The sequence below is a fragment of the Phyllobacterium sp. A18/5-2 genome (assembly GCF_025452215.1).
GTDB lineage: Bacteria > Pseudomonadota > Alphaproteobacteria > Rhizobiales > Rhizobiaceae > Phyllobacterium > Phyllobacterium sophorae.
This window is the reverse complement of sequence record NZ_CP104966.1, coordinates 434,177-450,189: the sequence shown is the minus strand read 5'-3', so window position 1 is coordinate 450,189 and position 16,013 is coordinate 434,177. Positions and strand designations below refer to the sequence as shown.

The 16,013-nt window shown below is 55.3% G+C and carries 10 protein-coding genes and 2 pseudogenes; 7 read left to right on the top strand and 5 right to left on the bottom strand.

The window, feature by feature from the left end; translation table 11 throughout:
• Positions 1-36 precede the first annotated feature (36 nt).
• Together N8E89_RS02245 and N8E89_RS02240 are read right to left on the bottom strand one after the other, a co-directional pair.
• Positions 37-1,383: a PAS domain-containing HWE histidine kinase family protein gene (locus N8E89_RS02245; protein ID WP_262261024.1), complete on the bottom strand. Its 1,347-nt coding sequence runs from the start codon at positions 1,381-1,383 to the stop codon at positions 37-39.
• Positions 1,384-2,122: 739 nt separating this feature from the next.
• Positions 2,123-4,312, bottom strand: coding sequence for a sensor histidine kinase (locus tag N8E89_RS02240; protein ID WP_262261023.1), 2,190 nt, complete (start codon positions 4,310-4,312; stop codon positions 2,123-2,125).
• A 171-nt stretch (positions 4,313-4,483) separates the two neighbouring features.
• On the opposite strand from N8E89_RS02240, the pseudogene N8E89_RS02235 reads away from it, so the two are divergent.
• Positions 4,484-4,991 (top strand): annotated as a pseudogene (locus N8E89_RS02235) (peptide deformylase).
• A gap of 6 nt (positions 4,992-4,997) precedes the next feature.
• On the opposite strand, the gene N8E89_RS02230 reads toward N8E89_RS02235, so the two are convergent.
• Positions 4,998-5,492 carry a cupin domain-containing protein gene (locus tag N8E89_RS02230; protein ID WP_106662661.1) on the bottom strand — a complete coding sequence of 165 codons (495 nt, stop codon included), beginning with the start codon at positions 5,490-5,492 and terminating at the stop codon, positions 4,998-5,000.
• Between the two features lie 185 nt (positions 5,493-5,677).
• Between N8E89_RS02230 and N8E89_RS02225 the strand changes: the two genes are divergently transcribed.
• On the top strand, positions 5,678-7,072 hold the full coding sequence (locus N8E89_RS02225) for a sensor domain-containing diguanylate cyclase (protein WP_162739880.1): 1,395 nt from the start codon (positions 5,678-5,680) through the stop codon (positions 7,070-7,072).
• Here N8E89_RS02225 and N8E89_RS02220 read toward each other — a convergent pair.
• Positions 7,062-8,123, bottom strand: coding sequence for a LacI family DNA-binding transcriptional regulator (locus N8E89_RS02220; protein WP_113174265.1), 1,062 nt, complete (start codon positions 8,121-8,123; stop codon positions 7,062-7,064). The genes N8E89_RS02225 and N8E89_RS02220 overlap by 11 nt on opposite strands.
• Before the next feature lie 162 nt (positions 8,124-8,285).
• Between N8E89_RS02220 and N8E89_RS02215 the strand changes: the two genes are divergently transcribed.
• The 4 genes and pseudogenes from N8E89_RS02215 (at position 8,286) to N8E89_RS02200 (ending at position 13,531) form a co-directional block, all read left to right on the top strand.
• Positions 8,286-9,314, top strand: a complete 1,029-nt coding sequence (locus tag N8E89_RS02215) for an ABC transporter substrate-binding protein (protein WP_106662663.1) — start codon at positions 8,286-8,288, stop codon at positions 9,312-9,314.
• A gap of 100 nt (positions 9,315-9,414) precedes the next feature.
• Positions 9,415-11,644 (top strand): annotated as a pseudogene (locus N8E89_RS02210) (ABC transporter permease).
• Positions 11,641-12,702: an ABC transporter ATP-binding protein gene (locus N8E89_RS02205; RefSeq protein ID WP_106662665.1), complete on the top strand. Its 1,062-nt coding sequence runs from the start codon at positions 11,641-11,643 to the stop codon at positions 12,700-12,702. The pseudogene N8E89_RS02210 and the gene N8E89_RS02205 overlap by 4 nt, the downstream one beginning before the upstream one ends.
• Before the next feature lie 28 nt (positions 12,703-12,730).
• Positions 12,731-13,531: an inositol monophosphatase family protein gene (locus N8E89_RS02200; protein WP_106662666.1), complete on the top strand. Its 801-nt coding sequence runs from the start codon at positions 12,731-12,733 to the stop codon at positions 13,529-13,531.
• A 32-nt stretch (positions 13,532-13,563) separates the two neighbouring features.
• On the opposite strand, the gene N8E89_RS02195 is transcribed toward N8E89_RS02200, so the two are convergent.
• Positions 13,564-13,773: a hypothetical protein gene (locus N8E89_RS02195; protein ID WP_262261021.1), complete on the bottom strand. Its 210-nt coding sequence runs from the start codon at positions 13,771-13,773 to the stop codon at positions 13,564-13,566.
• 463 nt (positions 13,774-14,236) lie between these two features.
• Here N8E89_RS02195 and N8E89_RS02190 point away from each other — a divergent pair, with 463 nt between their 5' ends.
• Positions 14,237-15,994: an acyl-CoA thioesterase gene (locus tag N8E89_RS02190; RefSeq protein WP_262261020.1), complete on the top strand. Its 1,758-nt coding sequence runs from the start codon at positions 14,237-14,239 to the stop codon at positions 15,992-15,994.
• The last annotated feature ends 19 nt before the right edge of the window (positions 15,995-16,013 follow it).

Genomic DNA, 16,013 nt, shown 5'->3' with positions numbered 1-16,013 from the left:
CAAAAATAATCAGATTCAATACGTATTTGATGGATATCAGGTATTGGGTGTTTCAATATTTTCCATCGGTGCGCGTACGGTCCAAACAATGCGATTGGCACTTTGCTCCAGCGTGCCTTCGCCGCCAAGTGACAGCGGTGTTACGCGTTCGAGAACAACTTTGCCAAATCCATTGTTGCGTCCCAATTTGACGGCAGGTCCGCCAGACTCGGTCCAGGCTAAATAGAAACTCCTGCCTCCATCGCCAACGAACCAGTCGACGGTAATGTGTCCGGATTCTGCCGAAAAAACGCCGTACTTGGCCGAATTTATCGCCAGTTCATGGAAAGCGATCCCCAGGTATTGGACTGCATTGGGTTGAAGCGTGATTGATGGACCTGACATCGTGATATTCGCTTCGTCACCGAATGGCCTGATCTGTGCCAAAAGCAGATCTGAAATCGTCGCCCCGCGCCATGCGACATGCACCAGCAAGTCGTGTGACCGTGCGAGCGCCATAATCCTTTCACGAACTTGCTGCTCAAATTCAGGAGCATCACCGGTGCGGTTGCCTGTCTCGCGGATCATGGACAGGATCACGGCGTATTGGTTCTTCACGCGGTGGTTCACCTCCCGCATGAGCATCAAAATCCGTTCTTCGTTCTCTTTCTTTTCGGTAATGTCGCGCGCAATTTTTGAGGCGCCAATGACGCGGCCAGACGAGTTTTTTACCGGCGACACTGTCAACGAAATGTGGATACGATCGCCGTCCTTGCGTTGGCGTATTGTTTCATAATGGTCGATTCTTTCTCCCCTGCGGATGCGCTCGACAATACTTGGTTCTTCATTCAAGCGCTCAGGCGGGATTAGCAGGGTGATGGAACGGCCAATCATTTCGTCCGCCGTGTAGCCGAATATCCGTTCGGCACCCTTGTTCCAGCTGCGAACAATTCCGGTGAGGTCCTTGCTGATGATCGCATCGTCCGATGATTCAACGATTGCAGCAAGTCGTTGCGTGGCAATTTCGTCTCGCTGCCGGTCGCTTACATCGAGCAGCATATTCAATGCACCGACGATTTCGCCCCGCTTGTTGCGCAGCAAGACCGGACAGGGCAGAAAGGTAATGCGGCTGCCGTCGGGTCTTTCAGCGATTGCCTCTGTCCCGCGAACCTCCCGTTGTTCACGAAGGGTTACGGCCATTGGGCATTCATCGTGCCGCATGGGTGTTCCGTCGGGCCAGTACAATTTCCACGACCCGCACCACTCATCCTCACCTATTTGAGGTTTTCGCCCCCAAAGTTCAGCTGCAGCTTTGTTGTAAAAAGTAATAATTCCAGATTTATTGGTGGTATAGACCGCAGCGGGGAGATCCATGATGATCGTGTCACGGCTATGGTTGTCCATGCCATGCAAAGCTGCTAGCGAAGATGCAAATGAACTTTGCGGAACGTCCACAATTTCCCCAATCCAACGGCAATTCTCTTCTCTTGTTGTCGGTCAAAACCAGGAGCCGCAGGTTACAACAAGATTCCGAGTATTGCCGTTAAACTGTTTGCGACGTACTTGGTTCCATTCCTTGCGCGTCAACCGGCTTGCGCATGCACATTGTCGAGGCGGCGCTTTCGTGGGGTCTGGAGGTTGAAGGGGTGGCGCTTTTCGATGAAAGCACTTGAAATGCAATTGCAGACCGGTTTCGCAAGGAATCCGGCCTGCAATATATTCAGCGTATCGCTTGAGCGCCAGTATGCTTGAGTTCTATAGACCCGGCGTGCGAACCAATCAAATTGCGAAGACGACAGCTGCAACTGCAAGCGCGCCAAACAAAATCATCGAGCATGTCATCCAGTTGGAGATATCGCCGTTTTCTTTCGTATGCCGCATCATCGCCTGACTCCTCCTGAGCATAGCCGGTTGCACCGGCCCGTTCTCAAAAATCACGAACATCCGTCGCTGATTTTAGTTTCCAGCTGTTTTCATAAGTTGTCGTGATTCATAAACTGTCGCTGGAAGGTCAGAAGATCTAATCCTGTCACTCCAGTTTCAGTGTAAGGACTATAGCGCTTTCAATTTAGTCGTTCAATTTGAACCGAGCGGATGGTCATCACATTTTGATAGCAATTGAAAGGAATGTGATACTGTCGGTTCAGCTCGTGGCGGCGTCCAACAGCCTTGGAAAAACCATCCGCACCAAGGCACCACGACCGCCGTGGAAACTTTCCGGTGCATCGAGCATTTCAAGTTGCCCGCCATGATCCTCGACGATTTTCTTGACGATCGCGAGGCCGAGACCCGTTCCCTTTTCGCGTGTCGTTACATAGGGCTCAAGTAACTGGTGACGGTTTTCGGACGGCAATCCTTTGCCATTATCAAGAACTTCGACAATGATCGATTGGCCAGCGGCAGTGGCGCGGATGAGAATAAAGCCTGCCGTGATCTGACCGGTCTCTAATACCGCATCAATGGATTCCGAAGCATTCTTTATGATATTGCCGAAGGCCTGACCAAGCAGGCGGCTATCGAAATTTCCTAGAAGCGGTTCATTGGCAATATCGTGTTCAAACTTGATCCGGTTTTTGCTTATTTCGACGAGGAAGGACGCATCGCGCAATACGTCGCGGATGTCCGTCGCTGCCAGCTGGGGCTTTGGCATGCGAGCAAATTCGGAGAACTCGTCCACCATGCGACCGATATCGCCGACCTGCCGGATGATGGTCTCGGTGCACTGGTCGAAAACCTCTCGATCTTCGACAATGACCTTGCCATAGCGGCGCCGGATGCGTTCGGCGGACAGCTGTATCGGCGTCAATGGGTTTTTGATCTCATGGGCAATCCTGCGGGCCACATCGGCCCATGCAGATGAGCGATGGGCGGCTACCAGGTCGGTAATGTCGTCGACTGTGACCACATAGGACGTGTTCTTGGTGTCAGCGTCTTCCCGGGTGATCTGGACATTGAAAGATCGTGCGATGCCACCGCGTGTGATGCTGATCTGTTTGCGGCTGGAAGACCGGCCGTTCTCGCGTGCAGCCACGAATACCGCACCGATCTCAGGTAAAATCTGGACAAGGTTCTTGCTGGCTGCCTGCAGGCCGTCAATTGACAACATCTGTTCGGCCGGACGATTGAGCCCGGCGATATTGCCTTGCGAATTGACGCTGATGACCCCAGCCGTCACGCCGGACAAGACTGCTTCTGTAAACCGCCTGCGCTCATCGATCTCATCCTTGGCCGAGATGAGGTCGCTGTGCTGAGTTTTCAGCTGCTCTACCATGTTGTTGAACGTTTGCGAGAGCGAACCAATGTCACCATCCGATCCGCGCACGGGGACGGAGACGTCGAAATTGCCGGTGGCTACGTCCTCTGCTGCGCCGATCAGCATCCGGATCGGTTGAACGACGCGATTGGCGACCGCAATACCCGTCCACACTGCGGTGAGCAGCAACAGCAATGTGAGCTCGATGTAAAGCAGCGCGTAGGCGATCTGCGTATTGGAACGGTTGTTTGCCAGCGATTGATACTCAGTGTTGTTGTCCGTCATGACGCGCATATTGTCGAGCGCAGAGGAATCCACCGCACGGATTGTATAAAGATACAGGTCTGGCAGGGCCTGTGTCTTGACTACGGCGCCGACAAGATTTGTGTCCCCGGGCGGTATCAGCACAGGCTTGTCTCCGGCCGCACCTTTCAGCGCTTCCAAGGGCACTGCGGGCAATGAATGATCTACGAAGAGTTCTGCTCTGACGACAACCTCGCCGGTCGACTTGACCAACGATGCGCCCAGCAAATTATTGCGGCCGGCATCGTATGTCAGCCAATCCGAGAATGCGCCCCGGTCGAGACTGTAGAGAAGTCGCCTCTGATCCAGGTCTATCGCCATGGAAAGTGTTGTCGTCAACAGGCTCTGTACGTTGTCCTCCATGTAGGATTGCGCTGCCTTGATCGACATGTCGATGATCTGGTTATTCTCCGGTTTGATCCATGAGTTCAGCCGGTTGTCCAGGACAATGAGCGAAAAACACGCAACAATAATCGACGGGATCGATGCAATCAGAGCAAAGATGATCGCGATGTTGGTGTGCAGGTCGTTGTGCTTTTCCTTGCTCTTGAACAGGAGCAGTTTTTTCAGCGTCGCGTAGGACAAATAGACCAGCACCAGAATGGAAATGGCATTGGCAGCGATGATGAGCTGGGTCGTTTGCTTTGTCGGTGATACGTTGGTGATGCCCATCATGACGATGAACGAGACGATCGTTGTCGCCAAAACCAGGAGCGTCATCACCAACGCGCCTTTCGGCAGAACCTGCGGTTTCACTACAGTCTTGCTGGCGGGCATCCATTCGCCTCGTTGGATCCCCCCGATCGTTCGGAGCGGATCAAATAGTTCTGTTGTCGATTATCGGTCGTGGCGCCGCTTGTAAAGCAAGCTTGCATAACCAGCACACTTTGAGGCAACAGGAAGAATGGGCGCGTTGCCGATGTGCCACGGCTGCCTACGGAGAACCTTATGACAATCCGCACCATACTTAAGTTTCCCCATCCAGGTCTGCGATCGCATGCCAAGCCTGTCACCGAGTTCGACGGTGGCCTGCAAATGCTGGCACAAGATCTCCTTGAGACAATGCGTGCTGCTCCCGGAATTGGTATTACCGCTCCGCACATTGGCGTCCTGAAACGGCTTGTCATCATTGAACTGGACCCGAATGCCGGCGCCCGGTTCTATGCCAATCCCGAAATCGAATGGGCCTCCGATGAATTTATCCGGCACGAGGAGGGGAAGCATTTCTATGCCGGGCGTCTCGAATGAACTGGAGCGACCCATATCAATACGCGTCCGCTACCAGGATCTTTCAGGTGTTTTACACACCGAGGAGGCGAGCGGCCTTTTGTCAGCTTGCCTGCAACATGAAATCGATCAGCTGGATGGCCTGTTCTGGATACATCGCCTGTCGAAATTGAAGCGTGATCGCGTGATCAAGCGCTTCGAAAAGTTGCAGCGCAACCAGAAAGGGTAGGGCTGTTCAGCGGTGAATCGGGTCTTTCCAGGGGACGCCTTCCGGCTTTTCCACAGGTTCGATATCCAGATTGACGACAACCGGTTCCTGGCCGGAGCGGACAAGGACACATTCCAGTGCTTCGTCCGGGCTGGCGTTGATCTCTTGGTGCGGTACGTAGGGCGGTACGAAAATGAAGTCGCCGGGGCCAGCTTCCGCGACAAATTCCAGCCTCTCGCCCCAGCGCATGCGAGCGCGGCCCTTCACCACATAGATAATGCTTTCCAGGTCGCCATGGTGATGCGCACCGGTCTTGGCATTGGCATGGATCACCACGGTGCCGGCCCAGATTTTCTCGGCGCCTGCCCGGGCACGGTTGATCGCAGTTGCGCGATTCATGCCCGGTGTCTGTGCCGTGTTCGGATCAAGTGAATCGCCCGGAATTACCTTCACACCGTGCTTACGCCAGTCGATAGGTTGCTGACGATCTTGGCCACCATCGTGGGGATGATTGTTGGACAAGGTTATCTCCTGTTTCTTTCCAAGTATCGACGTCAATCTAATCAAGATTGCGACGCTCGACCAGACTGGCTTTTAATGACGATTAATTAACCTCACCTCGGAGTATTTACCTTGACGATCTAACTCTTCGCTCGCCAATGTGTGTCAGCTGCGGGTGTTTCCGCAGTTGTCTGGAACGCTGGGTGATGCCAATCAGTAAATCGCGAAAATCACCGTTCAATGCCGGGAATGAGCGCGGTGGTGATCGCCTGCTTCAGATCGAGGCGGTCTATGACAAGGTTCCCGTGGGCCTTTGCTACATCAATCGCCACGGAGTCTTCGTGACAATCAACGATCAGTTGTCACGCATGCTTGGAATTGCAAGTGAGTTGGCGCTGTGTCAGCGCATCGAAGACATTGTACCTGACCATGCGCCTCTTCTGCGCAAGGGATTGGAAGCGGCTCTCGCTGGACTTGCCATTCCCGATCAACAGATCGAACATTGCGAAGATACATTCATGGTTTCTGCGGCACCAGTGATGAATGATCTGGGCGAGTTCGCTGGTATTTCCGTCGCCTACACCAACATCACTAATATGAGAAAAATGGCCGAGAAGCTGTGGGAAACCGAGCAGCGTACGGCCTATGCGCTCGAAAGTGCTGGCCAGTGGATATGGGACTTGAATATTGCGACGATGCGCGTGTGGCGTTCGCCGCAATACCGCATACTGCTCGGCCTTGACCCGAACGGCGCAGATTCAGAAAGCGTTGCCTGGGATATCGTGCACCCTGATGACAAGGCCCACGCGATTCAAGCGTTTGAGGATGCCGTCAGTGGTCGCACGTCACATTTTGAAGCGATATACCGTGTGCCGCGCGGCGCCGGCGGCAACGCATGGATACTAAGCCGTGGTAAGGTCGTTGAATATGGCCCCGACGGTTCACCGTTGCGGCTCCTGGCGACAAGTGTCGATATCAGCGCGCAGAAGCGTGTCGAGGAACAGCTCTCAACGACGGTACAGTTGCGGCTGGAACTCGAGCAGAAATTGCTGGAAGCCAACCGCAAGCTAAAGAACCAGTCGGAACGGGATCATCTGACCAATCTGCCCAATCGCCGGAAGTTCAGCCATCTGCTGAAACGGGAGTTCGTGCGTGCCATCGAAAATGCAGATACCCTGGCGGTACTGATGGTCGATATCGACCATTTCAAGGCTTATAATGATTTCTACGGGCATCTGGCTGGGGACAAATGTCTCGTGCAGGTGGGACGCGCCTTGAACAAGGTAGTCAAGGATAGCGGGGGATCTGTTGCACGGTTTGGCGGTGAAGAATTTGCGGCACTCCTGCCCAGCATTACAACAGAACGGGCCGCCGATATTGGTGGTCGAATGCTTGAAGCAATTTCCGCCATGCAGCTTGAGCACGGCGCCAGTCCAAGCGGGAAGGTTTCCGTCAGCATCGGCATGGCGGTCCTTGACGAAGCTCACCGTGTGGCCGTTCCCGGCCCCGACGACCTTCTGAATCTGGCTGACAGTGCGCTTTACGAATCGAAACGCAATGGACGTGGCAGGCTGAGTGTTTGGGGTGCCTTCACGAGATAGGCCGTTGCATGCCGCGTATCGACTTCCTCCAAATCATGGGTGCATGCAGGTTGATCGACCGGACTTCTGGTTGCGATTCTCCTCCATGGTTTGCGAGCCATGCAATACTGTTTTTCACGATTTCGTCGACCGGCTGGGAAAACGTCGTGAGCGCATACGATGCCCATGCTGCCTGCTCGATATCATCAAAACCGACCACGCAGACGTCTTCCGGAATCCGCAGCCCGAAATCATGACGTGCTCCGTCCATCAGTCCAAACGCCATGAGGTCATTGACGCAGAATACCGCATCTGGTTGCTTTGGTTCAGCAAACAAGGTTTGGGCAATCTTGCGGCCGCTCTCATAGACTGTGTTGCCATGTCGAACGACCGTCACATCAAGGCCGAATTCCGCCGCGGCAGCAACGAAGCCTCGTTCGCGAGCCATCAGGCTCGGGGTGCCAACCGCTGAGTTGGCGAGAGCAAGGTGGCGGCAACCGGCGCGTAAAAATGCACTTACTGTCACTCTCGCGGCATGGCCGTCATCAAGATTGATGCGGAAAGGCCCGTCGATCTCGTCATCCCTGTTGATCAGAACAATGCGCTGTCCACTGTCGAGACAGAGTTTTGTGATTGCTTTGTCCGGTAGCCCAGACAAGAGAATTGAGGCGTCGGCGCGGTAATGCAGGGTCTGTCGCAACGCCGCATCGACGCTGCCATCCGATCGGTCCGTGTTGATCAGCATCGAAATCTTGCCGGCCCGCTGCAATTCGTGGGTGAGGGCGCGTACCAACCGGGCGCGGTAGGGCGTATCCATCTCCGATACGACGAGGCAGACAATACCGCTTTCGCTGCGCATCAAACCGCGCGCCAACTGATTGACATGATAGCCAAGCGCTTGCGCGGCCGCCATGACGCGCTGACGCGTTTCATCCGATACGCTGGCGCCGGGCGTAAACGTGCGCGACACTGCCGACCGGGAAACGCCGGCCCGCTTCGCAACATCATCGGCGCTGACGAATGATTTGTTCAATTGCCTGATCCCACCGGTTAGCGCTCTCCCTTCTATCATCTTGCACGCGATTGCGTGGGCTTGCAATCCCGCATTAGGCCTCAAATATTCGCGCATCGAGCAGTCATTCAGCTTGACAGCCTGTCTCAGCATGTGAAATCTTTGCACACGCTTGCAAAAGGCGTGCGGCATGGAGGTGCCGCTTTTTCAGGGAGGAAAATCATGCGTTCTGTATTCGCAATCGCTGCCGCTTTTGCCGTTGGTCTTCAGATGATGCCAACCGAAGTGCGCGCTGCGGACAATCTCAATTTGATCTGCTCGGCCGATGTCGTCATCTGTGAGTTGATGAAGGGCATGTTCGAGAAAGAAACCGGCATTCAGGTTAATATGGTGCGTCTGTCATCGGGCGAAACCTACGCCAAGATCCGAGCTGAGGCACGCAACCCGAAAACCGATATCTGGTGGGCTGGTACGGGTGATCCGCATTTGCAGGCCGCATCCGAAGGACTGACACAGGAATACAAGTCGCCCATGCTCGACCAGTTGCAGGATTGGGCGAAGAAGCAGGCAGAGAGTGCTGGATACAAGACGGTTGGCGTTTATGCCGGTGCGCTTGGCTGGGGCTACAACACAGAGATCGTCAAGACTAAGGGCCTGAAGGAAGCAAAATGCTGGGCGGACTTGATCGATCCATCCTTCAAGGGTGAAATCCAGATCGCCAACCCGAATTCATCTGGCACGGCCTACACGGCGTTGGCGTCCCTTGTGCAGATAATGGGCGAAGACAAGGCCTTTGACTACCTGAAGCAGCTCAATGCCAACGTCTCGCAATATACCAAGTCCGGATCGGCGCCGGTGAAGGCTGCTGCACGCGGTGAAACGGCGCTCGGTATTGTCTTTATGCATGACGCCGTCGCGCAGATTGCCGAAGGCTTCCCTGTAAAGGCTGTCGCTCCTTGCGAAGGCACGGGATATGAAATCGGTTCTATGTCGATCATTAAAGGCGCTCGCAATCTTGATGCCGCGAAGAAATGGTACGACTGGGCGCTGACTGCCGAAGTGCAATCGCACATGAAGGAAGCAAAATCCTTCCAGCTACCTTCGAACAAGTCTGCGACGGTTCCGCCGGAAGCGCCGAGGTTCGAAGACATAAAGTTGATCGACTACGACTTCAAGACCTATGGCGACCCGGCCAAGCGCAAGCAGTTGCTAGATCGCTGGGACAAGGAAATTGGCGCAAGCGCCAACTGATCCCTCCGCGCTTCTGACGCTTATATGTCCGGACCGACCGTCCGGACATATAGTCAGCGCAGGCAACTATCTTTCATGAATCAAGGCGGCGAGTGGCGTGATGGAACGTAGCGACCGGAGACTGAACATTGCTCTTGGTATAGGGCTTGCCGGGTTCACTCTCGTGCCCTGGTACAGAATCGAAAGTGGCTTTTTTAATCTCGGTTGGCTGGGCAATTTCCCGACAGGGCCGGAAGAAGCGCCTGGCTTGGCGCAAATCTTCGAATATGGCCGCTGGACCTTGGCGGTCTTGGCGCTGCTCTTCATTGTCGGCCTATGCGCTCGAGCCTTCAAGGTCTCGCCATTGCGTTCAAATATGCTGATCACTGCAGGTGGGGCCGGTCTCATCTTCCTTGTTTTGCAAGGTCTCGCGGTCGGTTTCAGCGGCTGGACGTGGACGATCAGCGAAAGTCTTTTCGGACCGCTTGCGGATGGACAATCATCCATGGGGGCGGGGGCAGGGCTGGTTGCGTTGTCCTTTGTCCTGTTGTTTTCCTTTGGCCTCGCCGAGCGCGGCGCGCTCAGGGGCGATGCCTTCGTGGTTGCCTCGATCGCTCTGCTTGTTGTCCTCGTCAGCATTTTTGTGTTCTATCCGGTCGGTAGCATGTTTGTCGGGGCCTTCCAGACCTTCGACGGTTCGTTCGATCCCTCCGGATTTGTCCGCAACATTCAGGATCCATCGATCTGGAGCCTGGATTGTGTCATCGGTGGCAATCGTTGCGGGATTGCCTGGCGGACCCTGCTTCTGGCGATACTTGCGGCCTTTAGCTCTACCTTACTTGGTCTATGTTTCGCACTGGTCGCGACACGTACACGCTTTCCATTCAAGAAGGGTTTGCGACTTCTGACGATCCTGCCGATCATCACGCCGCCTTTCGTCATCGGCCTCGCGCTCATCCTGCTCTTTGGCCGCGCCGGTGTGGTGACACAGCAGCTTTCCAACCTCTTCGGCATCGAGCCCGGCCGCTGGCTCTATGGCCTCACGGGCATCTGGATTGCACAGGTTCTCTCGTTCACGCCCATCTCATTCCTGGTGCTGATCGGTGTCGTCGAGGGTGTCAGTCCATCCATGGAAGAAGCTGCCGCAGACGCTGCGCGCAGACCGCTGGCGCACATTCTGGAAGATTTCACTGCCCTTGATGAAACCCGGGCTGGCCAATGCTTTTTTGATCGGATTCATCGAGAGCATGGCAGACTTCGGCAATCCGCTGGTGCTCGGCGGCAGCCACGGGGTGCTTTCGACAGAAATCTTCTTCGCTGTTGTGGGCTCGCAAAATGATCCGTCGCGTGCCGCCGTGCTGGCGATTATCCTGCTGTTCTTCACGCTTTCCGCATTCCTTGCGCAGCGTTTGTGGCTCGGCGGCAAGAGCTTTGCGACCGTAACCGGCAAGGGCGATTCGGGGGCACATATCGCCTTACCCCGATCGCTTTCAATAGGTGTGCATGCCATCGTCATTCCATGGATCCTGTTCACGCTGGTCATCTACGGCATGATCTTCGTCGGCGGCTTTGTCCGGACATGGGGTCTCGATAACACGCTCACGTTCGAGCATTATCAGCGCGCATTCTCGTTCAGCTTTGATAATGGCGTGGTTGCCTGGACAGGGGTTGCGTGGAATTCCTTCTGGACAACCATCAAAATCGCGCTGATTTCGGCACCGCTCACAGCAGCAGTCGGACTACTCACAGCCTATTTGATCGTTCGTCAGCGCTTCGTCGGACGCAATGTGTTCGAGTTCGCACTGATGATGAGCTTTGCGATACCCGGCACAGTTATTGGCATCAGCTACATCATGGCGTTCAATTTGCCGCCGCTGGAGATGACCGGTACCGCGCTGATCTTGATTGCCTGTTTTGTCTTTCGCAACATGCCGGTTGGCGTGCGCGGCGGTGTGGCGGCGATGAGCCAGCTCGACAAGAGTCTGGACGAGGCGTCATTGACTTTGCGGGCGACCAGTTTCCGCACGATCCGCAAAGTCATTTTGCCCTTGCTTCGCCCCGCGATCGTGGCTGCGCTGGTCTATTCATTCGTCCGTGCCATCACCTCGATCAGCGCTGTCATATTTCTGGTCAGCGCGGAGTACAATATGGCGACTTCCTACATCGTCGGCCTTGTCGAGAACGGCGAATACGGCGTTGCCGTGGCCTACTCGTCAATGCTGATTGTCGTCATGATCGTCATCATCACCTGCTTCCAGCTACTGGTGGGCGAGAGGAAGTTGCGCCGCGAGAACCGCGTTGCGACCGCCTTCGTTCCGTCTGCCGCACCTCAAGAGAAGGCCGTATCATGACAACCCATCGCACTGGTTCTGTTGTTTTCGCCAATGTCAAAAAGCAGTTCGGAACCTTCACGGCCATTCACGATCTGACCCTGGATATCGAACCTGGTACGCTTGTGACCTTGCTCGGTCCATCAGGCTGCGGCAAAACAACGACCCTTCGCATGCTGGCCGGTCTTGAGCATCCGAGTTCGGGACGCATTCTCATTGGCGGCAAGGACGTTACCATGCTTCCCGCGAACGAACGTGATGTCTCGATGGTATTTCAGTCCTACGCCTTGTTCCCCCATATGTCGGTGCTTGAGAACGTTGCCTATGGGCTCGAATCATCGAAGATGAAAAAGAATGAGGCGCGTGAACGGGCAGAGGAGGGGCTGAAGCAGGTTGGTCTTGCCGGTTATGGCCAAAGGCTGCCCGCCGAGCTCTCCGGTGGCCAGCAGCAGCGTGTCGCCGTTGCCCGCGCACTGGTGCTCGAACCGCAGGTGCTCTTGCTTGACGAACCCCTCTCCAATCTTGATGCTCGCCTGCGGCGCCGCGTGCGAACGGAAATCCGTGAGCTGCAGCAGCGCCTCGGTTTCACGGCCGTCTATGTCACCCATGACCAGGAAGAGGCGCTTGCGGTGTCGGACAGGATCATAGTCATGCAGGACGGTGTTGTTGCCCAGCAGGGCTCACCGCGCGAACTCTACGAAGCACCCGCGTCATCCTTCATCGCCGACTTTATCGGTGAGGCCAATGTGGTTCCCTGTGAAGTGCTGCGAAGTGATGGCGGGCAGGCGATCATCCGCGTTGGCAGGCTCGAACATTCGGTTCCCGGGCGAAGCGCGCGGCCGGGACCGGCCAAGCTCGCCGTCAGGCCCAACGCGATTACGCTCGAGGCGGCTGAAGCCGGCGCTTTTCCCGGAAGCATCCGGCATGCCGCCTATCTCGGCGATCACGTGGAATATGAAGTCGAAACGGAGGCGGGCACACTCTTTGTCGTGGATCCAGCCGTCGACAGGAACCTTGCGCCTGCCACGAATGTCAGCATCGGCTTTCATCATCGTGGCATCGCCATCATCAACAATTGACGCCTGTATCCATACCGAAGGAACGAACATGACATCGCATGCCGCTGCTGATCTTCAGGATCGCTTCGCCCTGGCTCAGAAAATGGCAACCGAGGCCGGGGCCGTGGCTCTTGCCCATTTCAATGCACGTGAACGGCTGGTCATCGAGACCAAGGCCGATCCGCACGATGTTGTCTCAATCGCCGATCGCGAAGTGGAGGATCTCATCCGGACGCGAATCGCCGTGGCATTTCCGGGCGATGCCATTCTTGGCGAAGAATATGGCGTCAGCTCAGGTACGTCCGATTATACGTGGGTTATCGATCCGATTGACGGCACTAGCCCCTTTGTCAACGGCATGCCGACGTGGTGTGTTTCCATCGCAGCCTTGCATGGAGAGGAAATAGCCATCGGCGTCATCTATGTGCCGTGCAACGATGAACTCTACGCGGCAGCCAAGGGCATGGGTGCCGCATTGAACGGCAAGGCCCTGAAGCTTGATGCGAGCCGTAACATCCGCAACGCCGTGACCGGCATTGGCGCCAACAATCATGTGACACCGGCAACAGTGGCAGCGATTGTTGAAAAACTGCTCGATGCCGGCGGCAATTTCATTCGCAATGGTTCCGGCGCGTTAATGCTGGCTTATGTCGCGGCCGGGCGGCTGGTCGGCTACTACGAACCATATATGCATGCCTGGGATTGCATGGCGGGCTACTGCCTGGTCAAGGAAGCCGGCGGCTGGCATCATCCATTTCCTGTCAAGGGTGATGGCCTTACGCGAGGATCGCCGGTGCTCGCTGCTGCGGAAGGTGCTGTAAGCGATCTGCGCGCAATAGCAGGCCTTTAGGGTCGAACCAATTAGACTGCTGGCGCAGGCGGCTATTCGACAGCTGTTGCGCCGTCGACCGTCGCGTGCCTGGCCGACAATAGTTTCGTATCGCTCGGCTGAAACCGTCCCTCGATATCGAGATAGGTTGAATAGAGAACGCCGGCCACGAAAAGAACCGCAACGCCGTAATCGCACACTTTGATCAAGAATAACCGCGTGTGCCTCCCTTCATAATCATAGTAGCCTCGAGTTCTTTTCATGGCCCCCACCACATTTTTACCCGTTAGGCTATTTTACGACTGACGCCGGTACCTCGCAATCAATCGGAGGCTAATCAGTTGGAGTGGCACGAGTGATGAGTGAGGCGGCCAACTAGATCCCTTGTGACTAAGCTGACGAAAACCGCACGTTGAAGCGAGGCGGGCCCTGTCGGCCAGTGAACACTATCGCTCTATTAGGGCGTGGGAAAATACCTGAGCTGACGAACTGGTAAAATGGAGGGATCGCCCGCCAGCGGGTCAGGTATTGCGCGAGAGCTTGTCACGCAAAAAAATGTCAATTTCCCGCTCTCGCGGCAAATGCAAATCATTGACTTATTTCAGCGAATAACATCGACTAAAGTATGATGCTGTAGAGCAGAGTTTCTTTAAAGCTGGATAGTCATGACGGTCGTGCGGAATCTTTTTGTGGGCGCCAACAATAGGCTTATCTTGGCTGTGGGGGTTGGGGTTCTTCTATTCTATCCATGTCACGTTGACTTATGGGTGGCTCGGCTTTTTCGGCTTTGCCATCGCCAATGTCGCGGGTCTATGGCTGTTCGGCTATATTCTTGGCCGCACCAAGCGCCCTCCGGATCAGATCATCAAGGAAATTGAAGGCCGTTACGCGGGTGTATTCCTGCTCTTCCAGATGGCCGCGCTAGTTGTCACCATCTTCGGCTTTGTAGCTTATCTTTGGCAGCCGATTGTCGGTGAGGGCTCTCCGGTCGGTGTTGCCCTGTTGCTCTTGTTTGCCTGCGCCATCGGGCATGCGCTGTCATTGCAACAAATAAAATTATTGCACATCGCCTATACCGTAGTTGGTGTCGCCGCTGGCATCGTCTTGCTCATTGGGTTGCGCCAGACGTCGGATTATCCGGGGGTGCCGCTTCAGCAATTCGATAGTCGCTTCTATGGCCTGGTCATGCCCACGCTTATCGGCTTTCTGCTTGGACCCTGGCTCGACATTCAGCATTGGCAACGGGCCGTCACCATCAAGCGCGAAGGCGGTAACGTGGGCCTTGCGTATGGGGTTGGTGCATTGCTGTTCTTCGGGTTTCTATTTCTGAACGCCTTGACAGCCTCGGCCGTCGGCCCGATCGGCAGCATTCTTTCGATCGATGGGCTGCCCAGCGCCCAGGGTGCCGTTTCTGCAGCCACTGTGCTCGCTGCAGAAAACGGGCAGCCATATCTCGCAGTTGCCTTTGTGGTCTGGACGGTCATTGCCCTCGCTTCAACCGTGGACAGCTTTTATTGCGCAACGTCGTGGTTCCTCAAGGGTAAGAATCTACGCAGTAACAGTCCGCTTCTCGCCCTGATCCCTGACGGTGTGGCCTCATCGCCCCTATGGCTTCTATTTGGCGCTGTCTGGGTTGCCTTCACTGCGGTTCCAGCGAACTTTTCATTGATGTATTTCATGATGCCTTTTGCGACATTGTTTGTCAGCGCTTCAGCCAATCTGGTCTGTGAAGCGCTGGGCGCCAGGCCGAAATTCGATCCTGTGCTGAGCTTCATGATCGGCTGCGGTTCCGCGCTGATATTCGTAATCGGATATATCCAGCCAATACCCGGTTTCCTGTTCATCTCGCCGTTCATAGGATTGATTGGCGCATTGCCGGCTATCATTGAGTTGGTTGGCCCAGCCTCGAAAGCGATACCAGTCGAGATCGTCGACCAGCCTTTCCGAATGATGACGCCATCACCATTGACAGGCGTGTCTGGCGGCGAGGATATGTCGCCGTCACATGGCTTCGACGGAGAGTGGTTCGTCATGCAGTTGGTACCGACCTACGACGACACCAATTCGGTCGGCAACGTTTATTTCGCCAATTATGTCCGCTGGGTGGGCAAGGCGCGCGAACTGTTCTTCAATGTCTGCATGCCGGATTTCGACCTCGCCACAACGCGGTTCTATATCCTTACCCGGTCGTTCTCTCACGACTATCGACGCGAGTCGAAAGAATTTGAACAGATCAGCGTGCGGATCAAGATCGCACGGCACAACCGCAAATTCGTCACGTTGCAGCACGAAATTCATAGCTCGGCGCAAGGCCTGCTTGGGCACGGCGAGCAGTCGTTGATGTTCGTGGATCGGGAAAATTACACTCCGCTCGACATTCCGGGCGAGGTAATCAAGGGCTTTCTTCCCTATTGGCCCAAAGATTCCCGCCTGTCTCCGAGCTACCGGCCACCTATCCAGGATGCTGCGAAACGTCAGGCTTGAGGTATTCCACCGGCCATTT

Coding starts and splice junctions, on each gene's coding strand:
- N8E89_RS02245 (WP_262261024.1), bottom strand. CDS start 1,383: ATGGACAACCATAGCCGTGACACGATCATCATGGATCTCCCCGCTGCG.
- N8E89_RS02240 (WP_262261023.1), bottom strand. CDS start 4,312: ATGCCCGCCAGCAAGACTGTAGTGAAACCGCAGGTTCTGCCGAAAGGC.
- N8E89_RS02225 (WP_162739880.1), top strand. CDS start 5,678: ATGCCAATCAGTAAATCGCGAAAATCACCGTTCAATGCCGGGAATGAG.
- N8E89_RS02220 (WP_113174265.1), bottom strand. CDS start 8,123: ATGATAGAAGGGAGAGCGCTAACCGGTGGGATCAGGCAATTGAACAAA.
- N8E89_RS02215 (WP_106662663.1), top strand. CDS start 8,286: ATGCGTTCTGTATTCGCAATCGCTGCCGCTTTTGCCGTTGGTCTTCAG.
- N8E89_RS02205 (WP_106662665.1), top strand. CDS start 11,641: ATGACAACCCATCGCACTGGTTCTGTTGTTTTCGCCAATGTCAAAAAG.
- N8E89_RS02200 (WP_106662666.1), top strand. CDS start 12,731: ATGACATCGCATGCCGCTGCTGATCTTCAGGATCGCTTCGCCCTGGCT.
- N8E89_RS02195 (WP_262261021.1), bottom strand. CDS start 13,773: ATGAAAAGAACTCGAGGCTACTATGATTATGAAGGGAGGCACACGCGG.